Raw genomic sequence first — 21,281 nt, 5'->3', positions numbered from 1 at the left:
GCGCCGGACCGGCCCTATCGCCCGATCATCGTCTCCGGGCGGACCAGCCGGTCGAACGTCGCCGCATCGACGAGGTCGAGGGCGAGGCCCGCCTGTTTCAGCGTCAGGCCATTCCGGTGCGCGTGCTTGGCGATCCGGGCGGCGGCATCGTAGCCGACCTCGGGCGCGAGCGCCGTGACGAGCATCAGCGACTGGTCGACCAGCGCCCCGATTCGTTCGCCGTTCGCCTTCAGCCCGTCCACGGTCCGCGCGGCGAAGCTTTCCATGCCGACCGCGAGCAGGGCGATCGAGCGGAGCACGTTGGCGCCGATCAGCGGCTTGAACACGTTCAGTTCCAGATGCCCCTGCATGCCCCCGACGGTCACCGCGACGGTGTTGCCCATCACCTGCGCCGCGACCATTGTCAGCATCTCCGCCTGCGTCGGGTTGACCTTGCCGGGCATGATCGAGCTGCCGGGTTCGTTGGCGGGCAGCTCCAGTTCGCCGAGCCCCGATCGCGGGCCCGAGCCGAGCAAGCGGATGTCGTTGGCGATCTTGGTCAGCGCCACGGCCAGCACGTTCAGCGTGCCGTGCAGGTCGACCAGACCGTCGTTCGATGCCAGCGCCTCGAACTTGTTGGGCGCGGTGACGAAGGGCAGGCCGGTGAGCGCCGCGATCTCCGCCGCGACATCCGCCGCGAACCCCGCCGGTGCGTTGAGCCCGGTGCCGACCGCGGTGCCGCCCTGCGCGAGCGGCAGGATCCCGCGGGCCACCGCATCCGCGATCCGGGCGCGGGCGTTGTCCAGTTGCTGGACGTAGCCCGAGAATTCCTGCCCCAGGGTCAGCGGCGTTGCGTCCTGGAGGTGGGTGCGCCCGATCTTGACGAGCTCGTCCCATTCCCGCGCACGCGCGGCGAGCGCGTCACGCAGCCGGTCGAGTGCGGGATAGAGCCGGTGCGTCACCGCCAGCGCTGCCGCGACGTGAAGCGCGGTGGGAAAGCTGTCGTTCGACGATTGCCCGCGGTTGACGTCGTCGTTGGGATGCACCGGCACCTTTCCGCCGCGCACGCCGGACAACCGCTCGTTGGCGCGCCCGGCGATCACCTCGTTGACGTTCATGTTCGACTGCGTGCCGCTGCCGGTCTGCCAGATGACCAGCGGAAACTGGTCGTCGAACCGACCGTCGACGATCTCGGCGGCGGCGGCCTCGATCGCATCCGCCGTGTCGGCGGCGAGCCCGTGGCGCCGGTTCACCCTGGCCGCCGCCCGTTTCACCACGGCGAGCGCGTGCACGATCTCGATCGGCATCCGCTCGCGCGGGCCGAACGGAAAGTTTTCGAGACTGCGCTCGGTCTGCGCGCCCCAATAGGCGTCGGCGGGAACCTCGATCGGGCCGATCGAATCGGTTTCGGTGCGGGTAACGGTCATGCCCACAAGATCAAGCGCCGGCGGACCGTATTCAAGGTCGGCGCCCGCGCGGTCGCGCGCGCCTCAGGCTTCCTTTTCCAGCCGCATCTCCATCGCGTCGCCGCGCACCGCCGCCGCGATCGCGGCGTGCAGCGTGTCGGTGCCATAGGGCTTGGCGAGCAGCACCGCGCCGGTGCCGGGGGGGACCGCCGCGGTGTCGCCGGTGGCGAAGACGATGCCGACGCCCGGCCGCAGTTCGCGTGCCCGGATCGCGAGGTCGGGGCCGGAGGCACCGGGCAGGTTGACGTCGGTGACCAGCACGTCGATCGGCACGGTCTGCAACGCGGTCGCCGCATCCTCCGCGCTCGCCGCGTCGATCACGACATGGCCGCCGGCTTGCAACAGCTCGGCGGTCGTCGCGCGGATCACCGGATCGTCCTCGACCAGCAGCACCGTCACCTGGCCGCGCGCGGCCGGCGGCGTCCGCGGCGGGGTGGCGACGGCGGCGCGCTGTTGCTGGTTGGCGAGGACGTGGCGGAATTTCCGCGCCAGCGCCTCGCGCGTATACGGCTTCGACAGCAGCTCGACGCCGGCGTCCAGCCGACCGCCGTGGACGATCGAATTTTCGGTATAGCCGCTGGTGAACAGCACGGCGAGGTCGGGCAGCCGCTCCTTCGCCTTGCGCGCCAGTTCGGGGCTCTTCAGCGTGCCGGGCATCACCACGTCGGTGAACAGCATGTCGATCGGGATGCCGCTTTCGATCACGCTCAGCGCGCTTTGCGCATCGACCGCCTTCAGCACGCGATAGCCGAGGTCGCCCAGCATCTCGACGACGGTCGCGCGGACCGCGTCGTCATCCTCGACCACCAGCACGGTTTCGCTGCCGCCCTCGATCGCGCCCGTGTCGACGACCACCTCGACATCCTCCGCCTCGCGGCTGCGCGGCAGATAGAGGCGGATGGTGGTGCCCTCGCCGACCTCCGAATAGATCTTCACATGGCCGCCCGACTGTTTGACGAAGCCATAGACCATCGACAGGCCGAGCCCCGATCCCTTGCCCTCGCTTTTGGTCGAGAAGAACGGCTCGAACACCTTGGTGACGATGTCGGGGCTCATGCCGCTGCCGGTGTCGCTGACCGCGAGCATGACGTACTGGCCCGCCTGCACCTCGTCGTGGCCGCGGGCATAGGCATCGTCGAGATGCGCGTTGGCCAGCTCGATGGTCAGCTTGCCCGACCCGTCCATCGCGTCGCGCGCGTTGATCGCCAGGTTGAGCAGCGCATTCTCGATCTGCACCGGATCGATGAAGCAGTTCCACAGGCCGCCGCCGAAGATCGTCTCGACCTCCACGCCCTCGCCGATCGCGCGGCGCAGCATGTCGTCCATGCCCCGGACGAAGCGCGTGACGTTGACGACCTTGGGCTCCAGCGCCTGCCGCCGGCCGAAGGCGAGCAGCTGCGCGGCGAGCTTCGACCCGCGCGATACGCCCGCCATGGCGTTGGCGACGCGGCGCTCGGCCCGGTCGTTTCCGGCGATATCGATCGCCAGCAGCTGGAGGTTGCCCGACACGACCTGAAGCAGGTTGTTGAAATCGTGCGCGACCCCGCCGGTCAGCTTGCCGATCGTCTCCATCTTCTGCGACTGCGCCAGCGCCGCCTCCGCCTGCCGCCGCTCACCGATCTCGGCGATCGCCCGCGCCTCCAGCGTCTCGTTGAGCTGGCGCAGCTGCTCCTCGGCGCGCTCGCGATGCCCGACCTGCCGGCGCAGGTGGTCGGCCTGATCGCGCAGGCTGCGCTCGGCGGCGCGCTGTTCGGTGATGTCGGTGTGCACGCCGACCCATTCGACGATCTCGCCCGCCGCGTCCTTGATCGGCTGTGCGCGGATCAGGCAGTCGCGCCACGCCCCGTCGCGGCGGCGGACGCGATGCTCGAAGACGAAGACGGACCGCGCGGCGACCGCCGCTTCCCACGCGGCGATCGTCGGGGCGGCATCGTCGGGATGGACTGCGCTCGCCCAGCCATAGCCGCCATAGGCGTCGGCATCCTGTCCGGTCAGCGCGGTCCAGCCGGGCTGCTCGCCGACCATCCGGCCGTCGGCGGTATTGGTCCACAGCACGCCGTGCACCGCCTCCATCGCCGCGCGGAACCGGTCGTTGCTGGCCCGGACCGCCGCCTCGCGCTCGGCGCGCTCCTCGATATCGGTGACGAGGACGTGAAAGCCCTCGACGTCGCCGGCCGCATCGCGGCGGGGCAGGTAGCGGATGTCCGCGCGCCGGTGGCCGCCGTCCCGATGCGGCATGCGGCCTTCGTCCTCGATCGCCTCTCCGGCGAGCACGCGCTCGATCAGCGGCAGGCGTTCGGCATAGACCGCCTCGCCCAGCACCTCGCGGATATGCCGGCCGACGACCGCTTCGGGATCGAGCCCCAGCCAGTCGCGGTAATGGCTGTTGGCGAAGCGATACACCTGGGTACGGTCGACGTAGGAGATGAGGACCGGCAGCGCGTCGGTGATCGCGCGCAGCTCCGCGGCGCCCGCGGTCACCGCGACCTCCGCGGCGATGCGCGCGGTGTTGTCGATCACCGTGCACATCACGCCGCCGACGCAGCCGTCGTCGCAATGGACGGGGGTGTAGAACAGGTCGAGGAACAGCCGCTGCGGGGCGTCGCCGCGCATCAGGGTCATCGGCTGGTCGCGATAGCTGACGACCTCGCCGGTGAAACCGCGTTTCAGGATCGCCGCATTCCAGTCCCAGATCTCGGGCCAGACGTCGCGCACCGTGCCGCCGAGCGCGGCGGGATGCCTGGCGCCGGCGATCGCGATATAGCCGTCGTTGTACAGCATGACATGGTCGGGGCCCCACATCAGCACCTTGGGGACGGGGGAATTGACGATGTTGCCGACCGTCGTCCGCAACGCCTCGCTCCACCGCTCGATCGGGCCGAGCGGGGTGGCGCTCCAGTCGCGGGCGCGGATCAGCGCGCCGCACGCGCCGCCGCCGACCGGCCACAAGGGGGACGCGGGTACAGACGCGGGTACGGGGGACTCTGTCGACATCCGCCGGAAATGCGACCTCCGCCGCGGCGTGTCAAACGCGAGGCCCGTGCTTTTCGCCGCTTCGGTATGGACGCGGGGCGTGCCGCCCGGCAAAGCCCGGGGCCATGACCGATGACCTGCTGACCGGAACCGAAGGCGCCGTCGGGCGGCTCCGCCTCAACCGCCCCCGGGCGCTGCACGCGCTCAACCTCGCCATGTGCGAGGGCATGCTGGCGATGCTGGAGCGCTGGCGAACCGATCCCGGCGTCGCGGCGGTTATGCTCGACCATGCGCCCGCCGCGGACGGCGATCCCCGCGCGTCGCGCGGCTTTTGCGCGGGCGGCGACATCCGGATGCTGGGCGAGAGCGGCGCGGGCGACGGCGCCGCGGCGCGCTGCTTCTTCCATACCGAATACCGGCTCAACAACCGCCTGTTCGCCTATGCCAAGCCCACGGTCGCCTTCATGGACGGCGTGACGATGGGTGGCGGCGTCGGCATCGCGCTGCCCTGCCGCTGGCGCGTCGCGACCGAGAATACGCGCTTCGCCATGCCCGAAACGGGGATCGGCCTGTTCCCCGATGTCGGCGGCGGCTGGTTCCTGTCGCGCCTGCCGGGGCGGATCGGCCAGTTCCTCGCGCTCACCGGGCACCGGCTCGACGGCGCGGAGGCGCATGCGCTGGGTCTGGCGACGCATTACCTGCCCGCCGCCGCGCTCGACGCGGCGAAGGCGGCGGTCGTCGCCGATCCCCATGGGATCGCGGCCGTGCTCGACGCGGCCGCGGTCACGCCGCCCGCGGCGCGGCTGCTGGACCATCGCGTGGCGATCGACCGGCTGTTCGCCGCCGATACGCTCGAGGAGGTGTTCGCGGCGTTGGAGGCGGACGGGGGCGCCTTCGCCGCCGAGCAGCTCGCGATCCTGCGCACCAAGTCGCCGCAGGCGATGAAGGTGTCGCTGCGGCTGCTCTACGACGGCGGGCTGATGCAGAGCTTCGCCGACGAGATGCGACAGGAATATGCCGTCGCCAGCCGCGTCGTGCAGCGCCACGACTTCCTCGAGGGCGTGCGCGCGGTGATCGTCGACAAGGACAATGCCCCGCGCTGGCAGCCCGCCACGCCCGAGGGCGTGACCGAACACGTCATCGACCAGATCTTCGCGCCGCTGCCCGAGGCGGACGCGTGGACGCCCGCCTGAAGGAGAGCCCCGTGCCCGAAGCCCCGTCCGACTATCAGACCATCCTCGTCGAGCGCCGCGAGCGCGTGACGCTCATCACGCTCAACCGGCCCGACGCGCTGAACGCGCTGAACGCGCAGGTGCTCGCCGACCTGCTCGCTGCGCTGGCCGCGTTCGACGCGGACGAGGGGCAGGGGTGTGCGGTCCTGACCGGCAGCGCCCGGGCGTTCGCCGCGGGCGCCGACATCAAGGAAATGCAGGCGATGGATTTCGCCGCGATGTATGGCCGCAACCATTTCGCCGGCTACGAGACGCTCACCGCGACGCGCAAGCCGATCATCGCCGCGGTCGCCGGCTATGCACTGGGCGGCGGCTGCGAACTGGCGATGATGTGCGACTTCATCCTCGCCGCCGACACCGCGAAGTTCGGCCAGCCCGAAGTGAAGCTGGCGGTGAGCCCCGGCATGGGCGGCTCGCAGCGGCTGGCGCGCGCCGTCGGCAAGGCGAAGGCGATGGAGATGTGCCTGACCGGGCGGATGATGGACGCCGCCGAGGCGGAGCGCGCCGGGCTGGTCAGCCGGGTGATCCCGGCCGCCGACCTGGTCGAGGAGGCGATGACGACCGCCGCGACGATCGCCGCGATGGCGCCGCTCGCGGTGCTGGCGAACAAGGAGATGGTCAACGCCGCGTTCGAGACGACGCTGGCGCAGGGCGTCCAGTTCGAACGCCGGCTGTTCCACGGCCTGTTCGGCACCGCCGACCAGAAGGAAGGCATGGCGGCGTTCGTCGGGAAGCGGCCGGGGGTGTGGGAAGGGCGGTGAGGGCGGCGGCGGTTGCGGTGCTATCGGCGGGTGTCACCCGGCCGCCGCGCGACCCAGACGAGGCCGGTCCAGTCGCCCTTGGGATAACGCGCCGTGAAATCGCGATGTGCCGCGCGGTCGAGGCCGACGCGGCGCATGACCTCCTGCGATCGGCGATTGTCGATCGCGGTGTACGCGACGATTTCCATGCTGGTCAGCGTTCGCCAGGCGTGGTCCAGCGCGACGCGAGCGCCCGCGGTCGCCAGTCCGCGTCCCCAGGCGTCGCGCCTCAGACGCCATCCGATCTCGTGATGCAGTCCCAGCGGATGCCCTCGATCGGCCCGGAACATGACGCCCGCATAGCCGAGGAATGCGCCTGAAGCCCGGTCGACTATTGCCCATCGTGATATTCCGTCGATCGACCAGGCATCCCGATAGCGATCGAACTTTTCGCGGATGGCGGCATCGGCGAACGGGCCGCCGAGATCTGCCATGACCTCGGGATCGCGATGCATGGCGGCAAAGCCGTCGCGATGCGACTCGGACCATCGTCGAAGATCGAACGTCATCGGCGCCTCGCTGTCGAACACGACGATACACGACGGTCATCGTCAGGACAGTCGCCCGAGCGGCAAATTTGCCTCATGTCATTCGAAGTCCGTCTAAATTAAATTTGCCGGGGCCGGCAGAATGCTTGTCGCTGCCGGAAGGACTTTCGTCGAAGATCGTGCTATGTCCTTTCAGGAAGGAGGGTGGCATGGTCTTTCCGGTTATCGCGATGATATCGTTGGCCGTCATCCTGACGCTGGCTGTTCGGGCGAATGCGCGCTTTCGGGGTGAGGCCCGTCTGCCGATGCAATGGGACCTTGCCGGCGAAGTCACGTGGTCGGCGCCAAGACATATGGCATTGGCATTCATGCCGGTGCTGGCGTCGGGAAGCTTCGTCTTCCTGCTCTATCTGGCGCGGAACGTCGCCCCCCGGCCTGGGCAGGAGCATCTCGTCTTGCCGATGTTTGCCGGCACCGGTGTGACGCTCGTCGCGATACAGCTTTTGCATCACTGGATGATCGCGAAGGCGTTGCGCCGCGACGCGGGATGACGTGCATCATGGGATGCTGGCGGTCGGCCGGCATCGGGTCCGTCTGGCGGGCACCTTGAACGAAGGGCGCTACCGGCCCCTTCGCTCGGGATCGAACGTCAGAAACCGCTCCACCTCCGCCAGCGCCGCCGCCTGCACAGTGTCCGGCGGGCCGCTGGCGTCGACCAGCGCGTGGCGCCCCGGTGCGGCTGCCGCCTGGGTTATGAACGAATCGCGGATGCGGCGGTGGAAATCGAGGGCCAGGCTTTCGAACCGCCCCTCGTCGATCGCGTCGGCGGCCAGGCGGCGGCGGCTGCGGGCGAGGCCGGTCGCCGGATCGAGGTCGAGCACCAGAGTCAGGTCGGGCCACAGGTCGTCGACCATGCTGCGGTGCAGATCGTGGATCAGGCCTTCGTCCATGCCGCGGCCGGCGCCCTGATAGGCGAGCGTCGATCCGGCGTAGCGGTCGGACACGACGATCCGCCCCGCCGCCACCGCCGGCAGCACGACGCGGGCGACGTGCTGGACGCGCGCGGCGGTCATCAGCAGCAATTCGGCGCGCGGGTCCCACGCGTCGTCGGCGCCCGCCAGCAGCAGGCCGCGCAGCGCCTCTCCCTGCGGGGTGCCGCCGGGCTCGCGGGTGCCGAGCACGTCGTGCCCGCGCGCCCGCAACGCCGCGATCAGGTGGCGGACGACGCCGCTCTTTCCCGATCCGTCGACGCCCTCGACCGCGATGAATGCACCGGTCACCCGTGTCGTCCCGCCGGCCGCCACGCGCGCGTCAGCCGTGCAGCTGCTGCTGGTGGCGCGCGTGGTGCCGGATCACCTCGTCGATGATGAAGCGCAGGAACTTCTCGGTGAATTCGGGATCGAGCTCCGCTTCCTCGGCGAGGTGGCGCAGCCGCGCGATCTGGCGTTCCTCGCGGCCCGGATCGGCGGCGGGCAGGCCCGACGTCGCCTTGTAGCGGCCGACCGCCTGCGTCACCTTGAACCGCTCGGCGAGCAGGTGGACGAGCGCGGCATCGATGTTGTCGATGCTCTTGCGATAGCCCTGCAGCATCCCGTCGCTCATCCTTCGACCTTTCCCTCGCGCGCGTCGCGCCTCCCATGGGGTGTGTCGGCGCTGCGGGCAAGACTTGCGTTCGCGGGGCCAAGCGGCCACAGCGCGGGGCGAGATGACCGCCACCATCCACCGCCTCGACCGTCCCGAACCCTCGCTGGATCCCATGCTCCAGCTCGTCGCGGGCGACATGAACGCCGTCAACCAGGTGATCCTCGACCGCATGCAGTCGCAGATCCCGCTGATCCCCGAACTCGCCGGCCATCTGATCGCGGGCGGCGGCAAGCGGATGCGGCCGATGCTGACGCTCAGCAGCGCGCGGCTGATCGGCTATACCGGCACTCGCCACCACCGGCTCGCCGCGTCGGTGGAGTTCATTCACACCGCGACGCTGCTGCACGACGACGTCGTCGACGGCTCGGACCTGCGCCGCGGCCGGCGCACCGCCAACATCATCTGGGGCAATCCGGCGAGCGTGCTGGTCGGCGACTTCCTGTTCAGCCGCAGCTTCGAGCTGATGGTCGAGGACGGCAGCCTGAAGGTGCTGAAGATCCTGTCCAATGCCAGCGCGGTGATCGCGGAGGGGGAGGTCAATCAGCTCACCGCCGCGCGGCGCGTCGACCTCGGCGAGGATCGCTATCTCGACATCATCAACGCGAAGACCGCGGCGCTGTTCGCCGCCGCCTGTCGCATCGCCGCGGTGGTGGCGGAGCGCGGCGAGGGCGAGGAGGCGGCGCTCGACGCCTATGGCCGCAACCTCGGCATCGCGTTCCAGCTGGTCGACGACGCGATCGACTATGTCTCCGACGCGGGGACGATGGGCAAGGATGCGGGCGACGATTTCCGCGAGGGCAAGATGACGCTGCCCGTGATCCTCGCCTATGCCCGCGGCGATGCGCAGGACCGCAAGTTCTGGAAGGACGCGATCGAGGGGCGCCGCTCGTCGGACGAGGATTTCGCGCAGGCGATCGATCTCGTCCGGCGGACCCGCTCGGTCGACGACACGCTCGCCCGCGCGCGCCATTACGGCCAGCGCGCGATCGACGCGATCGGCGGCTTCGCCAACGGCGAGGCGAAGGATGCGATGGTCGAGGCGGTCGAGTTCGCGGTCGCGCGCGCCTATTGATCCCGGCGGCGCGGGGTCAGCAGCCGCCGCAGTCGCCGCCCGTTTCCACCTGCAACGTCGCGTGGCCGATCCCGAACCGGTCGTGCAGCATCGCGCGCGCGGTGGCGAGGAAGCCGTCGCCGGGATAGCCGCCGGGGATCACCAGATGCGCGGTCAGCACCGGTTCGGTGGTCGACATTGGCCAGATGTGCAGGTCGTGCACCCGCGCGACGCCGGGCAGCCCCTGCAACGCGGCGGTGACCGCGTCATAGTCGATCGCGCGCGGTACCGCGGCGAGTGACATCTCCACCGTCTCGCGCAGCAGGCCCCAGGTCTGCCACAGGATGATCGCCGCGATCACCAGGCTGACGAGCGGATCGATCCAGCCGATCCCGGTCGCCCAGATCGCGATACCGGCCAGCACCACGCCGGCGGACACGGCGGCATCGCTGACCATGTGCAGATAGGCGCCGCGGATGTTGATGTCGCCCTTGCGGCCGCGCGCGAACAGCCACGCGGTCGCGGCGTTGATCGCGATGCCGATGCCCGCGACGATCGAGACGGTGAGCCCCGCCACCACCGGCGGATCGTCGAACCGCTGCACCGCCTCCATCACGATCGCGCCGAGCGCGACGAGCAGGAACAGCGCATTGGCGAGCGCCGCGAGGATCGTCGACCCCTTCAGGCCATAGGTGAAGCGCTTGGTCGGCGCGCTGCGCGCCAGCGTCGCGCCGCCCCAGGCGACGGCGAGGCCCAGCACGTCGGACAGGTTGTGCCCGGCGTCGGCGAGCAGCGCGACCGATCCGGTCCACAGCCCCGCGCCGCCCTCCGCCAGGACATAGGCGATGTTGAGCGCGATCCCGATCGCGAAGGCGGAATCGAAATTCGCCGGGGCGTGCGCGTGCCCGTGCCCATGACTATGGTGGTGGCCGCCGTCGTGCGCATGGCCGTCCCGGCCATGGTCGTGGTGATGATGTCCGCCCAAAGATCCCGCCCGTCCGTGCTGTGGTCGGCGCCTGCCTACCATCGCGCGGGCGGGAGATACTAGGACGCGGGCGTCACGATTTGCCGAACAGTCCGCCAAGGCCGCCGAGCATGCCGCCGATGCCGCCTTCGCCGCCGCCCGCCCCGCCGAGCAGCGCGCCGAGGTTGCCCAGCGCGCCCTCGCCGCCGAGGTGGCCGAGGATCTGTTGCAGCACGTCGGGGGACAGGCCGGTCGCATCGGCGGCACCCGCGACGGTGTCGCCCGGCTGGGTATGCGCGTCGCCCAGCGCGCCGATCGCGGCGGTGACCTGGTCGGGGGAGAGGCCGATCTTTTCGGCGAGATTGGCGATCGCGGGGTTTCCGGCCACGTGGCCGAGGATGCCGTCCAACAGACCCATCGTGCGTCTCCTTGCTGTACTCGATCCCGGGATAGCATCCGCGGCGGGTCGCGTCGCGCGGTTATCCATGGCAAGGGCGAATGCCGTGACCCGACCGCCCGACCTGCCGATCCTCGCCGTCCTGCCCGCACTGCTCGCGGCGCTCCGCACCGGCAGCAATGCGGTGCTGGTCGCGCCGCCGGGGGCGGGCAAGACGACCGCGGTCGCGCCGGCGTTGCTCGCAGAGCCGTGGTGCGACGGCGAGGTGCTGGTGCTGTCGCCGCGCCGGCTCGCCGCCCGCGCCGCCGCGGAACGGATGGCGGCCCTCGCCGGCGAGGCGGTCGGCGGCACCTTCGGCTATGCGACGCGGATGGACAGCCGGCGCTCCGCCGCGACCCGCGTGACGGTGGTGACCGAGGGCATCTTCGTCGCCCGCATCCAGGGGGACCCGGAACTGGCCGGCGTATCGGCCGTGCTGTTCGACGAGGTCCACGAACGCAGCCTCGACGGCGATTTCGGGCTGGCGATGGCGCTCGACGCGCAAGGATCGCTGCGTCCCGACCTGCGGCTGGTGGCGATGTCGGCGACGCTGGACGGCGCGCGCTTCGCCGCGTTGATGGGCGGCGGCGGCGACCCGGCGCCCGTGATCGAGAGCGAGGGCCGCAGCTACCCGCTCGACCTGCGCCACATCGGGCGCGCAGGCGACGGCCGGATCGAGGATGCGATGGCGCGCGCGATCCGCCGCGCGCTCGGCGAGGCGGAGGGTGGCGTGCTCGCCTTCCTGCCGGGCGTCGCCGAGATCGAGCGGACCGCGGAACGGCTCGCCGGCCTGCCCGACGACGTGGTCGTCCACGAACTCCACGGCAGCCTCGACCCCGCCGCACAACGCGCCGCGATCCGCCCGGAGCCCGACGGTCGGCGCAAGCTGGTGCTCGCGACGTCGATCGCGGAAACCAGCCTGACGCTCGACGGCATCCGCATCGTCGTCGATTCGGGGCTGGCGCGGCGGCCGCGCTACGATCGCGCGGCGGGAATGACGCGGCTGGTGACCGAGCGCGCCAGCCAGGCGGCGGTGATCCAGCGCGCCGGCCGCGCCGCGCGGCTGGGCCCGGGCGTCGCCTATCGCCTGTGGGAAGAGGCGGCGACGGGCGGGTTGCCGCGCTTCGATCCGCCCGAGATCCTCGAGGCCGACCTGTCGGGGCTGGTGCTCGCCGCCGCGCTGTGGGGCGTGGGCGATCCGCGCGCGCTCGCCTGGCTCGACCCGCCGCCGGTCGCGGCGGTGGCGGAGGCGCGCGAGCGGCTGGCGGCGCTCGATGCGATCGATGCGGACGGTCGCCCGACCGCGCACGGGCGCCGGATCGCGGCGATGCCGATGCCGCCACGACTGGCGCACATGCTGCTGCGCGCGGGCGAGCTGGGGCAGGGCGCCATCGCGGCGGAGGTCGCGGTGCTGCTGTCGGAGCGCGGGCTCGGCGGCAACGATCCCGATCTCGACGCGCGGCTGCGGCGCTGGCGCGGCGAGCGCGGTAGCAAGGCGACCGCGGCGCGACGGCTGGCCGAGCGCTGGGCGAAGCTGGTCGGCGGCGGCGGGGACGGCGAGGGGGTCGAGGTGCCGATCGCGCTCGCCTTTCCCGACCGGATCGCGCGGGCGCGCGACGCGTCGGGCGAGCATTGGGCCTCGGTCGGCGGGCGCGGCTTCCGGCTCGATCCGGCGACCGCGCTCGCGCGATCGGAATGGCTCGCGGTCGCGGAAACGCAGGGCGCCGCGTCGGGGGCGCGCATCCTCGCCGCCGCACCGATCACGCTCGCCACGATCGAGCGATTGTTCGGAAACCGCATCGCGATGCAGCGGACGGTGGCGTTCGATCCCGCGACCAGCGGCGTGACCGCATTGCGCGAGCGGCGGCTCGGCGCGCTGCGGCTGTCGTCGGGCCCGGACGCGCAGGCCGATCCGGCGGCGATCGCGGCGGCGTTGCTGGCGGGCGTCCGCACCCATGGTATCGCGCAGCTGCCGTGGAGTGCGGGTGCGCAGGCGCTGCGCCAGCGCGCGGCCTATGCCGGAATCGCGATCGATGCGCTGATGGCGGATCGACTCGACGAATGGCTGCCGCCGCTGCTCGACGGGCGCCGGCGGCTCGATACGATTCCCGGCGGTGCGCTGACCGAGGCGGTGCGCGCGCTGATCGGCTGGGACGCGATGCGCCAGGTCGACCGGCTGGCGCCCGCCGCCTTCACCAGCCCGGCGGGCAGCACGCACGAGATCGATTATGCGGCGGACGGGGGCCCGCGGGTCGAGCTGCGCGTGCAGGCGCTGTTCGGGCTGGCGGAGCATCCGGTGACCGGGTCGGCGCGGGTACCGCTGGTGCTCAGCCTGACCTCGCCCGCCGGCCGGCCGATCCAGACGACGCGCGACCTGCCGGGTTTCTGGGCGGGCAGCTGGAACGCGGTCGCGAAGGAAATGCGCGGGCGCTATCCGCGGCATCCCTGGCCGGACGATCCCGCCGCCGCCGCCGCGACGCTGCGGACCAAAAAGGCGGATGCGCGCGGGCCCGGACCGCGCTAAGGAGCGCGTCATGCCTACCGCCCGTATCTTCCAGCGCCCCAAGAACGCGATGCAGTCCGGCAAAGCCCGGACCCAGACGTGGAGCCTCGAGTTCGAGCCTGCCGCCCCGAAGGTTCCCGATCCGCTGACCGGCTGGGCGGGAAGCGGCGACACGCGCGAACAGGTCCGGCTCGGCTTCCCGACGCAGGAGGCCGCGATCGCCTATTGCGAGGCGCAGGGGTTCGATTACGAACTGATCCCCGCACCCGAACGGACGCTGAAGTTGCAGGCCTATGCGGACAATTTCCGCTAGGTCCGGCCAAGGTCGGGACTAACCCCGCCGCCTCATCGTCACGCCGGACGTGTTCCGGGGGAGGCCGCGCGGCCAACAGTCGGGGTTCGGGGGTCTTGCCGTGCCTTGCAGCCCCGAGGACCCCGGAACCGGTTCGGGCTGACCAATCCCGCACGCCGTGTGCGAGCCCGGACGCAATGGGCTTCAGCCGCCCGCAATCTCCGCCAGCAGGCCGGCGCCGAGGATCATGAGCATCTTGGCATCGATCGCCACCCCCGCGCGGCGGCGTTCGGCGACGAATCCCGGCACCTGCGCCAGCGGCACGCGGTAAACGGTGATGTTCTCCTGCGCGTCGCCGCCGCCATCGCCGGTGCGCGTCAGCCCGGTCGCCACGACCAGGGTGAAGCGTTCCGACGTCATGCCCGGCGAGGAGAAGAATTCGCCACGCTCCTCGACGATCGCGGCGCGATAGCCGGTTTCCTCCTCCAGCTCGCGACGCGCGGCATCGGCGACGCTTTCGCCCTCGCTCTCGTCGCCGACCAGTCCGGCGGGCAGTTCGAGGCACGCCCGGCCCAGCGGCACGCGATGCTGCTCGACGAGCAGCAGCTGCCCCTCGTCGTCGATCGCGACGATCACCGCCGCCGCGATCGACCCGACGCGCTCGGCATATTCCCACGTCCCCGCCTTGCGGACCGAGAGGTATTTGCCCTTCCAGACGGTGTCGGCGGTCATAGTTCGATCAGTCGATCCGGCAGTTCGTTGGTGTCGTCGGCGCGCGGCGGGACGTGCGCGGCAAGCACGACGCCGATCTGGCGCACCGCCTCCGCCATGCCGTCGCCGGGGCGCCCGTCGCGCGTCGCCGCGATCAGCGCGGCCATCGCCGCCCCCCAGACGTCGGGCGCGACCCGGCGATGGATCGCGGCGTCGGCGATGATCTCCGCCCGGTGTTCGTCGAGCGACAGGTAGAGCAGGACCCCGGTTGCATCGCGCGTCCGCGCCTCCGCGCTGGCGCGAAAGAGCGCGATCGCGCGGGCATGGACGCGGCGCGCCTCGGTGCTGCCCGGCGTCAGCGCCAGCCGCAGCGGCATCCAGGCGAGACCGACGCGCACGACCAGAAAGGTCGCGGCGAGCAGGACCAGCGCGACGGTGAACAACCCGCCGGGGGCGGGCGCCCCCTCCCACGGATCGGCGACCAGCCCGTGCAGCCGGACCGCCGCGTCGGGCCACAGCGCCAGCAGGGCCAGCACCAGCAGCATCGCCAGCACCGCCCAATGGAGTGCGACGTCGTGATATTTGTCGGATCGACGCGCGACGATCGTGACGATCTCGCCCGCGGTATGGCGCTCGGCTTCGGTCACCGCCGCGGCGACCCGCGTCCGATCGGCTTCGGTCAGACGCATGTCACCAGCTCCCCGAGGCGCCGCCGCCACCGAAATCGCCGCCACCACCACCGGTGAAGCCGCCGCCGCCCCAGCTGCCGTCGCTGCCGCCATCCGACCCGCCACCGCCGCCACCGCCCCAGCCGCCACCCGACGACCGGCCGATCTCGTTGGCGAGGCCCCACAGGACGATCGGCAGCGCGCTGCCGCCGTCGCCGCCGGTCCCGCCGTAGCGCCGACCCCACGGCCCGGCGCGCTTGCGGCCGCGCAGCAGCGGCACCAGTACGAACAGCAGGATCACCGCCCAGACGATCAGCCCGAACGGGACGCCGCCGCCGTTGCTGCGTCCTGCTGGCGAGCGGCGATGGACCTGATCGTACTGCTGCGTCGCCGCGTCGAGCCGCGCCTGCGCCTCTTCGGGGGAGGCGCGCAGCTGTTGCGCGATCGCGTCGACCCCCGCGGTCATGCCGCCGGGGATGTCGCCCGCCTTCAGCCGCGGGATCATGTCCCGGTTGATGATGACGCTGGACAGCGCGTCGGTCAGGACCGGTTCGAGGCCGCGGCCCACCTCGATGCGCGGGCCGCGACGCCCCGCGGGTTCGTTGGGCGCGATGAACAGGATGGCGCCGTTGTTGACGTCCTTCAGCCCGACGCCCCACGCGCGGCCGAGCTTGTAGCCATATTCCTCGATCGGATAGCCTTGCAGGTCGGGGATCGTCGCCACCACCAGCTGGCGCCTGGTGTCCTTTTGCAGCGCCTCGAGCTTCGCCGTCAGCGCCGCTTCCGTTTCCGGAGGCAGCACATTGGCGGCATCGACCACCAGACCGGTGAACTTCGGAAACGTCTGCGCCGTGGCCGGCGCGGCGATCAGCCCCGCCAGCGCCATCAGCCCGGCGAGCGCCATCAGGCGCCAGCCGGCGAGCGTCCGCGCCAGGGCGTACATCGCCGTCAGCTCGCATTCCCGAGTTTGACGCTGGGCGCCTGTTCCGCCCCCGGCGTCGTGGCGGCGAACGGGGTCAGCGGCTTGGCACCGTAGAAGATCTTGGCGCCGACCGCGTCGGGGAAGGTGCGGATGCGCGTGTTATACGCCTGCACCGCGGTGTTGTAATCGGTGCGGGCGATGGTGATGCGGTTCTCGGTCCCCTCCAGCTGGCTCATCAGCGTGGTATAATTGCCCTGGCTCTTCAGTTCGGGATACGCCTCCTGAAGCCGCTGGAGCGACAGCGTCACCGCGCCCTGCGCGCGCTCGAACGCCTGCATCTTGGCGGGGTCGGTCAGCTGGTCGCCGGACAGCTTGACCTGGTTGGCGCCGGCGCGCGCCTGCGTCACCTGGACCAGGATGTCCTTTTCCTGCGCGCCCGCCGCCTTCACGGTCGAGACGAGGTTGGGGATCAGGTCGGCGCGGCGCTGGTACTGGTTCTGGACGTCGGCCCAGCGCGCCTTGGCATTCTCCTCGGCGGTCGGGACGGAGTTGATGCCGCAGCCGGCCAGCGACAGGCTCGCGGTGGCGGCGAGGGCGAAAGCGGCAATCGGGCGACGCGACGACATGAACATCCTCCTAGGTCTGTCCTATCCATATAGGACAGTGATCGGGGTTGGCGAAGGGGGAATCGGCGCCTACCCTCGACGCGTCGGGCACAGACAGAGGGATGGCGACTTATGCTCAAGGAATTCAAAACCTTCATCGCGCGCGGCAACGTGCTGGATCTGGCCGTGGCGGTCATCATCGGCGCCGCGTTCGGCAAGATCGTCACCTCGCTGACCGAGGACGTCATCATGCCCGTCATCGGCAAGATCTTCGGCGGGCTCGATTTTTCGGGCTATTTCCTGCGCATGGGGCCGGTGCCGGCCAATTATGCGGGATCGCTGTCCGACTATGCCGCGCTGAAGAAGGCGGGCGTGCCGCTGCTCGGCTACGGCGAGTTCATCACGCAGGCGGCGAATTTCGTCATCGTCGCCTTCATCATCTTCCTGATCGTGCGCGCGGTGAACCGGCTGATGCCGAAGCCCGAGGTTTCGCCGATGGTCGAGCCGGCCGACGTGACGCTGCTGCGCGAGATCCGCGACGAACTGAAGGCCCGCCCGCGAGTGTGATCCGGACGGTCCCCCGCTCCCGCGGGCGGGGGATCAGGCGGCGACCAGCTGGTCCGCGGTGGCATCCGCCAGGCTGGTGCCGTCGAGAATGCGGGCGGTCTCGTCACGCACGCGCATCATCGCATGGCGGATGGCGCAATCCGCCTCGCTCTTGCAGTCGGTGCAGGGGCGGTAGGCGGTACGGCTGACGCACGGCACCAGCGCCAGCGGCCCCTCGATCACGCGGATCACCTCGCCCAGCGAGATGAGATGCGCGGGGCGGCCGAGGACGTAGCCGCCCATCTTGCCCCGTGTGCTGCTGAGCAGTCCGGCATCGCGCAGGTCGGCGAGGATCAGTTCCAGGAACTTGCGCGGCACGTTCGCGGCGACGGCGATCCGTCCCATCGGAATCGGAGGCGTGGCGGCGGGTGCTTCGGCCAGAAAAAGCATCGCACGCAACGCGTAGCGGGAACGCTGGGTCAACATTATGGGGCGCTATGGCCCCATAATGTGGCAAGTGAAAGGCGTGGATTGCAGCCGCCCGGCGGGTCGCCTATATGGGTCGTGCCGGCTTCCAGCCGGCTATGGCGATAAACGGTGGCGTCACATAGGCGCAGCGGACCCGGGGGCAGTACCCGGCGGCTCCACCACCGACCTTGTTTCGATCGTGGCGCGCCTCGTGCCGCCGCGTACCGGAACAGCGTCGATGACGGGGCCGAACTAGGATCGACGTGTGTTGAACAGCGCTGTCTTTCGCTCGGAATGGGACCACCGCAACGGCCCATTACACAAGTGCCAACGATAACGAAGCACTCGCGATTGCGGCGTAACTGAGGGCCTAACGGCCTGAGGTTATTCCAAGATTACGCGGTTGGACCCACCGGGCAACAGAAGGGATTCCAGCGGTACGGGGAGCACCGGGCAACAGAAGCTCCCCACTGTTTTCATCCTCGCTCGTCATGCTGGCGGCGGCAGAGCGCGGTCCGCGATTCGCCGGCGCCTTCGGTCGCTATCGGGGCCAGCCGACATGGCGTCCCGATTTCATCACCATCCGTCATTTCCCGCGAAGACGGGAATCCATCGACGCAGCGTCAGGGACAGGGCGGCGACGTCATGGAATATGGATCCCCGCCTGCGCGGGGACGACGACGCGGCGGGATGGAGGGCGGATCGTTACGGTACGATCCCCGACCCAGCGCAGGCGGGCGAACGTCATCCAGGCAGGGCTTACCGCCCCGATCCCGCCACCGGATTGTTTCCCCACAGCCGGTCGTACGACCAGCCCGACAGGTCCTCCACCACCCGCGCGCGCTCGACGTCCGCGGGGCGGCGCTCGCCGGCACGGAAGCGCTCGATCTCGTCGAGCAGGATCGCGTGCGTGCGCGGGTCGAGGCGGAAGCGCGTCGACACCAGCACGCCGAACACCAGCATCGCGATCGTCCCCGCGCCCAGCACGCCGACGATCGCGGCGATCGCGGCGGGGCTCTGCGTCGTCGCCTTGGACACGAAGCCCGACGCCTGCATCACCTGTCCGACCAAAATCACCGCCAGCGCCTGGCTCATCTTGCGCACGAAGGTCATCACGCCCGCGAACGCGCCCTCGCGGCGGCGGCCGGTGACGATCTCGTCGACGTCGGCCATGTAATTGTAGGTCGCCCAGGGGATGTAGTTGAGCGCGCCGCGGCCGAGGCCGGCGAACACCACCGGCAGCCAGAACAGCGCCGACGTCGCGGTATAGCCGGCGACATACATGGCGAGGAAGATGACGACGCCGATCCCGAAGCTCAGCGCCGCGAAGCGATAGGCGGCGGCGGGCGACAGGCGCAGCGCGAAGTTGATCGCGAGCACCACCGCGACCAGCTGGACGATATAGGTCACGCCGACCAGCTGGCCGACGATCGCGGTCGATCCGGCCAGCGCGAAGATCACGAAATAGGTGAAGGCCGCGTTGTAGATGTCCTGGCTGATATAGCCGCCGAGGTACATGCCGAGGTGCAGGCGGAACGCCCGGATGCGCAGCGTCGAGAACAGGTTGCGGTACAGCGCCACGAAGGCGGCACCGAGCGTCGGCTTGTCGCGCGCCTCCGCCTCCGCCAGTTCGGGCGGACGCTGGCGTTCCCAGCTGAACGCGAACAGCAGGCCCGCCGCTCCCATGAACAGCACGGAAAAGATCACGCCCATGTACAGGTACGTGTCGGGCGAATCCGGCCCGAGCCAGGCGATCAGCCACGCCGGCAGGAACGCGGCGGCGATCGCCGAACACTGGCCGCACAGGATGCGCGCACCGGCGAACTTCGCCTTGGTGCGGTAATCGGTCGCCATTTCGCTGGCGAGCGTCTCGTACGGGATGATCTCCATCGCATAGACCATCTCGAACAGGACGTAGGTGACGAGATAATACCAGAAGCTCTGCCCCGCGACCCACATGATCGCGAACGACGGCAGCAGCGGGATCGCGGCGAGGATGAAGAACCGCCGCCGGCCGAAGCGGCGGCCGAGCCACGTCCGGCCGATGTTGTCGGACAGGTGGCCGATCATCGGGCTGGTGAAGGCGTCGAGCACGCGCGCCACCCCGAAGATGATCGTCGCCTGCGCCGCCGACAGGCCGCAGAAGCTGGTGTAGAAAATGAGGATCCAGGTCGAGATGACCGCCATCGACCCCGCGCCCAGCACGTCGTTCGAGCCATAGGCGAGCAGATTGTACCAGCGCACCGGACGTGCCGGGGCGGTCGGCATGATCGGGGTGGCGGCGATGGGGTCGGTGGCCATGCGTGTTTACTCGGCTGGTGGCCTGTCCTCACCCTTCCGGCCCTGTGGGCCGCCCTCCCTCTCCCATCGGGAGAGGGAAAAGACGCCGAAGGCGGCGAAGGGTGAGGACGGCACGGTCAGATATAGGTGCGGAGGAACTCGCCCAGCGCGACCATCGCGAGGCTCTGGCCGTAGGGCATCGAGGTGAGCGCGATGTCCTTGTAGAATTGCTGCGTGTCGCCCATCGCGGTGCCGAAGCTCACCTGTTTCAGCTCGCCCGCCGCGTCGATATTGGCGAGGACGCCGCGCACCGCCTTGATCCCGACCGCCTCGTAATGGCGCGGCAGGTAGCCCTTCCGCACGCCCTTCAGGATGCCGTAGGCGAAGCCCGCGGTCGCCGACGCTTCCAGATAGCTCGTCGGGTCCATGATGAGCGTGTGCCACAGGCCCGTCTCGGCATCCTGCGTCTCGGACAGGGTCTTCACCTGCGCCGCGAGCGTGTCGATCAGGAACAGGCGCAGCGCGTCGCCCTGGGGCAGGTCGAGGATTTCGATGATCTCGGGGATCGCGATCGTCACCCAGCAATTGCCGCGCGCCCACAGCGCCTCCGCGAAATTGTGCCGGCCGTTGAAGTCCCAGCCGTGGAACCAGAGCCCGGTCTTCCTGTCGAACAGATACTTGATATGGACGAGGAACTGGCGCTTCGCCTCCTCGACATAATGCGGGCGGTTCAGCAGCAGGCCGATCTTGGCGAGCGGGAGCACGCTCATCATCAGCGTGTCGTCCCACATCTCGCCCGGATTCTCGTCGTTGTAGACGATGTGCTGGAAGCCGCCTTCCTCGGTCTTGGGCAGGCCGTCGGGCGCCATCAGCCATTCGGCCCAGGTGTCGAGATAGGGGATGTAGCGCGGATCGGGCTCGTGCTCGTACAGGTAGGCGAGCGTTATGAAGGGCGCGACGGTGTTGATGTTCTTGGTCGGCGTGCCCTCGGCGAAGCGATCCTCGAACCATTGCTTGATGATCGCCAGCGCGGCCCGGTCGCCGGTCTGTTCGTAATAGCGCCACATGCCGAACAGGCCGACGCCATGCGTCCATTCCCAGCCGGCCCAGCCCTTGGTGTCGATGATCCGGCCGTCCTCCAGATGGAGCAGGAACTCGCCCGTCTCGTCCTTGATGTTGACGAGGTTGTCCATCAGCTTGGCGATGGCGGCGGTGACCTCCTGGCGCGGGATGTCATGGGTGAGGGCGGCCAA

21 protein-coding genes and 1 other RNA gene are annotated in these 21,281 nt (G+C 70.2%); 8 read left to right on the top strand and 14 right to left on the bottom strand.

Annotated elements, in window-relative coordinates; genetic code table 11:
* Positions 1-14: 14 nt before the first annotated feature.
* Both fumC and LPN01_RS08030 read right to left on the bottom strand, forming a co-directional pair.
* A complete protein-coding gene (fumC, locus tag LPN01_RS08035) occupies positions 15-1,406 on the bottom strand; it encodes a class II fumarate hydratase (RefSeq protein ID WP_262827855.1) in 1,392 nt (463 codons plus the stop codon).
* 63 nt (positions 1,407-1,469) lie between these two features.
* Complete coding sequence (locus LPN01_RS08030; RefSeq protein WP_262827854.1) at positions 1,470-4,439, bottom strand: PAS domain-containing protein; 2,970 nt, start codon at positions 4,437-4,439, stop codon at positions 1,470-1,472.
* Positions 4,440-4,543: 104 nt separating this feature from the next.
* Between LPN01_RS08030 and LPN01_RS08025 the strand changes: the two genes are divergently transcribed.
* Together LPN01_RS08025 and LPN01_RS08020 are read left to right on the top strand one after the other, a co-directional pair.
* Positions 4,544-5,611 (top strand): enoyl-CoA hydratase/isomerase family protein, encoded by a 1,068-nt coding sequence (locus LPN01_RS08025; RefSeq protein WP_262827853.1) that lies wholly within the window; start codon positions 4,544-4,546, stop codon positions 5,609-5,611.
* An 11-nt stretch (positions 5,612-5,622) separates the two neighbouring features.
* A complete protein-coding gene (locus LPN01_RS08020) occupies positions 5,623-6,411 on the top strand; it encodes an enoyl-CoA hydratase (protein ID WP_262827852.1) in 789 nt (262 codons plus the stop codon).
* Positions 6,412-6,431: 20 nt separating this feature from the next.
* On the opposite strand, the gene LPN01_RS08015 is transcribed toward LPN01_RS08020, so the two are convergent.
* A complete protein-coding gene (locus tag LPN01_RS08015) occupies positions 6,432-6,959 on the bottom strand; it encodes a GNAT family N-acetyltransferase (RefSeq protein ID WP_262827851.1) in 528 nt (175 codons plus the stop codon).
* A gap of 188 nt (positions 6,960-7,147) precedes the next feature.
* Between LPN01_RS08015 and LPN01_RS08010 the strand changes: the two genes are divergently transcribed.
* Positions 7,148-7,489 carry a hypothetical protein gene (locus LPN01_RS08010; protein WP_262827850.1) on the top strand — a complete coding sequence of 114 codons (342 nt, stop codon included), beginning with the start codon at positions 7,148-7,150 and terminating at the stop codon, positions 7,487-7,489.
* A 69-nt stretch (positions 7,490-7,558) separates the two neighbouring features.
* Here the strand turns inward: LPN01_RS08010 and tmk are convergent, their stop codons facing one another.
* Positions 7,559-8,218 (bottom strand): dTMP kinase, encoded by a 660-nt coding sequence (gene tmk / locus LPN01_RS08005; RefSeq protein WP_262827849.1) that lies wholly within the window; start codon positions 8,216-8,218, stop codon positions 7,559-7,561.
* Positions 8,219-8,249: 31 nt separating this feature from the next.
* Positions 8,250-8,540 carry a chorismate mutase gene (locus LPN01_RS08000; RefSeq protein ID WP_262827848.1) on the bottom strand — a complete coding sequence of 97 codons (291 nt, stop codon included), beginning with the start codon at positions 8,538-8,540 and terminating at the stop codon, positions 8,250-8,252.
* A gap of 103 nt (positions 8,541-8,643) precedes the next feature.
* On the opposite strand from LPN01_RS08000, the gene LPN01_RS07995 reads away from it, so the two are divergent.
* On the top strand, positions 8,644-9,654 hold the full coding sequence (locus tag LPN01_RS07995; protein WP_262827847.1) for a polyprenyl synthetase family protein: 1,011 nt from the start codon (positions 8,644-8,646) through the stop codon (positions 9,652-9,654).
* A 16-nt stretch (positions 9,655-9,670) separates the two neighbouring features.
* On the opposite strand, the gene LPN01_RS07990 is transcribed toward LPN01_RS07995, so the two are convergent.
* Entirely contained in the window at positions 9,671-10,618 is a 948-nt protein-coding gene (locus LPN01_RS07990) for a cation diffusion facilitator family transporter (RefSeq protein WP_262827846.1), read from the bottom strand.
* Positions 10,619-10,691: 73 nt separating this feature from the next.
* Positions 10,692-11,015, bottom strand: a complete 324-nt coding sequence (locus LPN01_RS07985; protein WP_262827845.1) for a hypothetical protein — start codon at positions 11,013-11,015, stop codon at positions 10,692-10,694.
* A 67-nt stretch (positions 11,016-11,082) separates the two neighbouring features.
* On the opposite strand from LPN01_RS07985, the gene hrpB reads away from it, so the two are divergent.
* Complete coding sequence (hrpB, locus tag LPN01_RS07980; protein WP_410482815.1) at positions 11,083-13,557, top strand: ATP-dependent helicase HrpB; 2,475 nt, start codon at positions 11,083-11,085, stop codon at positions 13,555-13,557.
* A 10-nt stretch (positions 13,558-13,567) separates the two neighbouring features.
* Entirely contained in the window at positions 13,568-13,849 is a 282-nt protein-coding gene (locus tag LPN01_RS07975) for an ETC complex I subunit (protein ID WP_262827843.1), read from the top strand.
* A 183-nt stretch (positions 13,850-14,032) separates the two neighbouring features.
* Here the strand turns inward: LPN01_RS07975 and LPN01_RS07970 are convergent, their stop codons facing one another.
* Genes LPN01_RS07970 through LPN01_RS07955 form a run of 4 tightly spaced genes read right to left on the bottom strand, consistent with a single transcriptional unit; the run spans position 14,033 to position 16,761 of the window.
* Positions 14,033-14,560 (bottom strand): NUDIX hydrolase, encoded by a 528-nt coding sequence (locus tag LPN01_RS07970; RefSeq protein WP_262827842.1) that lies wholly within the window; start codon positions 14,558-14,560, stop codon positions 14,033-14,035.
* A complete protein-coding gene (locus LPN01_RS07965) occupies positions 14,557-15,228 on the bottom strand; it encodes a TPM domain-containing protein (RefSeq protein WP_262827841.1) in 672 nt (223 codons plus the stop codon). Before LPN01_RS07965 ends, LPN01_RS07970 begins: the two co-directional genes overlap by 4 nt.
* Before the next feature lies 1 nt (position 15,229).
* Entirely contained in the window at positions 15,230-16,150 is a 921-nt protein-coding gene (locus LPN01_RS07960) for a TPM domain-containing protein (RefSeq protein WP_410482814.1), read from the bottom strand.
* Between the two features lie 5 nt (positions 16,151-16,155).
* A complete protein-coding gene (locus LPN01_RS07955) occupies positions 16,156-16,761 on the bottom strand; it encodes a LemA family protein (protein ID WP_262827840.1) in 606 nt (201 codons plus the stop codon).
* A 105-nt stretch (positions 16,762-16,866) separates the two neighbouring features.
* On the opposite strand from LPN01_RS07955, the gene mscL reads away from it, so the two are divergent.
* A complete protein-coding gene (gene mscL / locus LPN01_RS07950; protein WP_262827839.1) occupies positions 16,867-17,301 on the top strand; it encodes a large conductance mechanosensitive channel protein MscL in 435 nt (144 codons plus the stop codon).
* Between the two features lie 33 nt (positions 17,302-17,334).
* Here the strand turns inward: mscL and LPN01_RS07945 are convergent, their stop codons facing one another.
* Positions 17,335-17,766 carry an RrF2 family transcriptional regulator gene (locus tag LPN01_RS07945; RefSeq protein ID WP_262827838.1) on the bottom strand — a complete coding sequence of 144 codons (432 nt, stop codon included), beginning with the start codon at positions 17,764-17,766 and terminating at the stop codon, positions 17,335-17,337.
* Between the two features lie 41 nt (positions 17,767-17,807).
* Here LPN01_RS07945 and ssrA point away from each other — a divergent pair.
* Positions 17,808-18,220, top strand: a transfer-messenger RNA (tmRNA) gene (gene ssrA / locus LPN01_RS07940).
* A gap of 287 nt (positions 18,221-18,507) precedes the next feature.
* On the opposite strand, the gene LPN01_RS07935 is transcribed toward ssrA, so the two are convergent.
* A complete protein-coding gene (locus LPN01_RS07935) occupies positions 18,508-20,049 on the bottom strand; it encodes an MFS transporter (RefSeq protein WP_410482813.1) in 1,542 nt (513 codons plus the stop codon).
* 116 nt (positions 20,050-20,165) lie between these two features.
* A complete protein-coding gene (locus LPN01_RS07930) occupies positions 20,166-21,281 on the bottom strand; it encodes a glycoside hydrolase family 105 protein (protein ID WP_262827836.1) in 1,116 nt (371 codons plus the stop codon).

Source organism: Sphingomonas sp. A2-49 (genome assembly GCF_025548555.1).
Taxonomy (GTDB): Bacteria; Pseudomonadota; Alphaproteobacteria; order Sphingomonadales; family Sphingomonadaceae; genus Sphingomonas.
The sequence above is the reverse complement of the archived record's forward strand: the minus strand, read 5'-3'. Positions and strand labels throughout refer to the sequence as shown.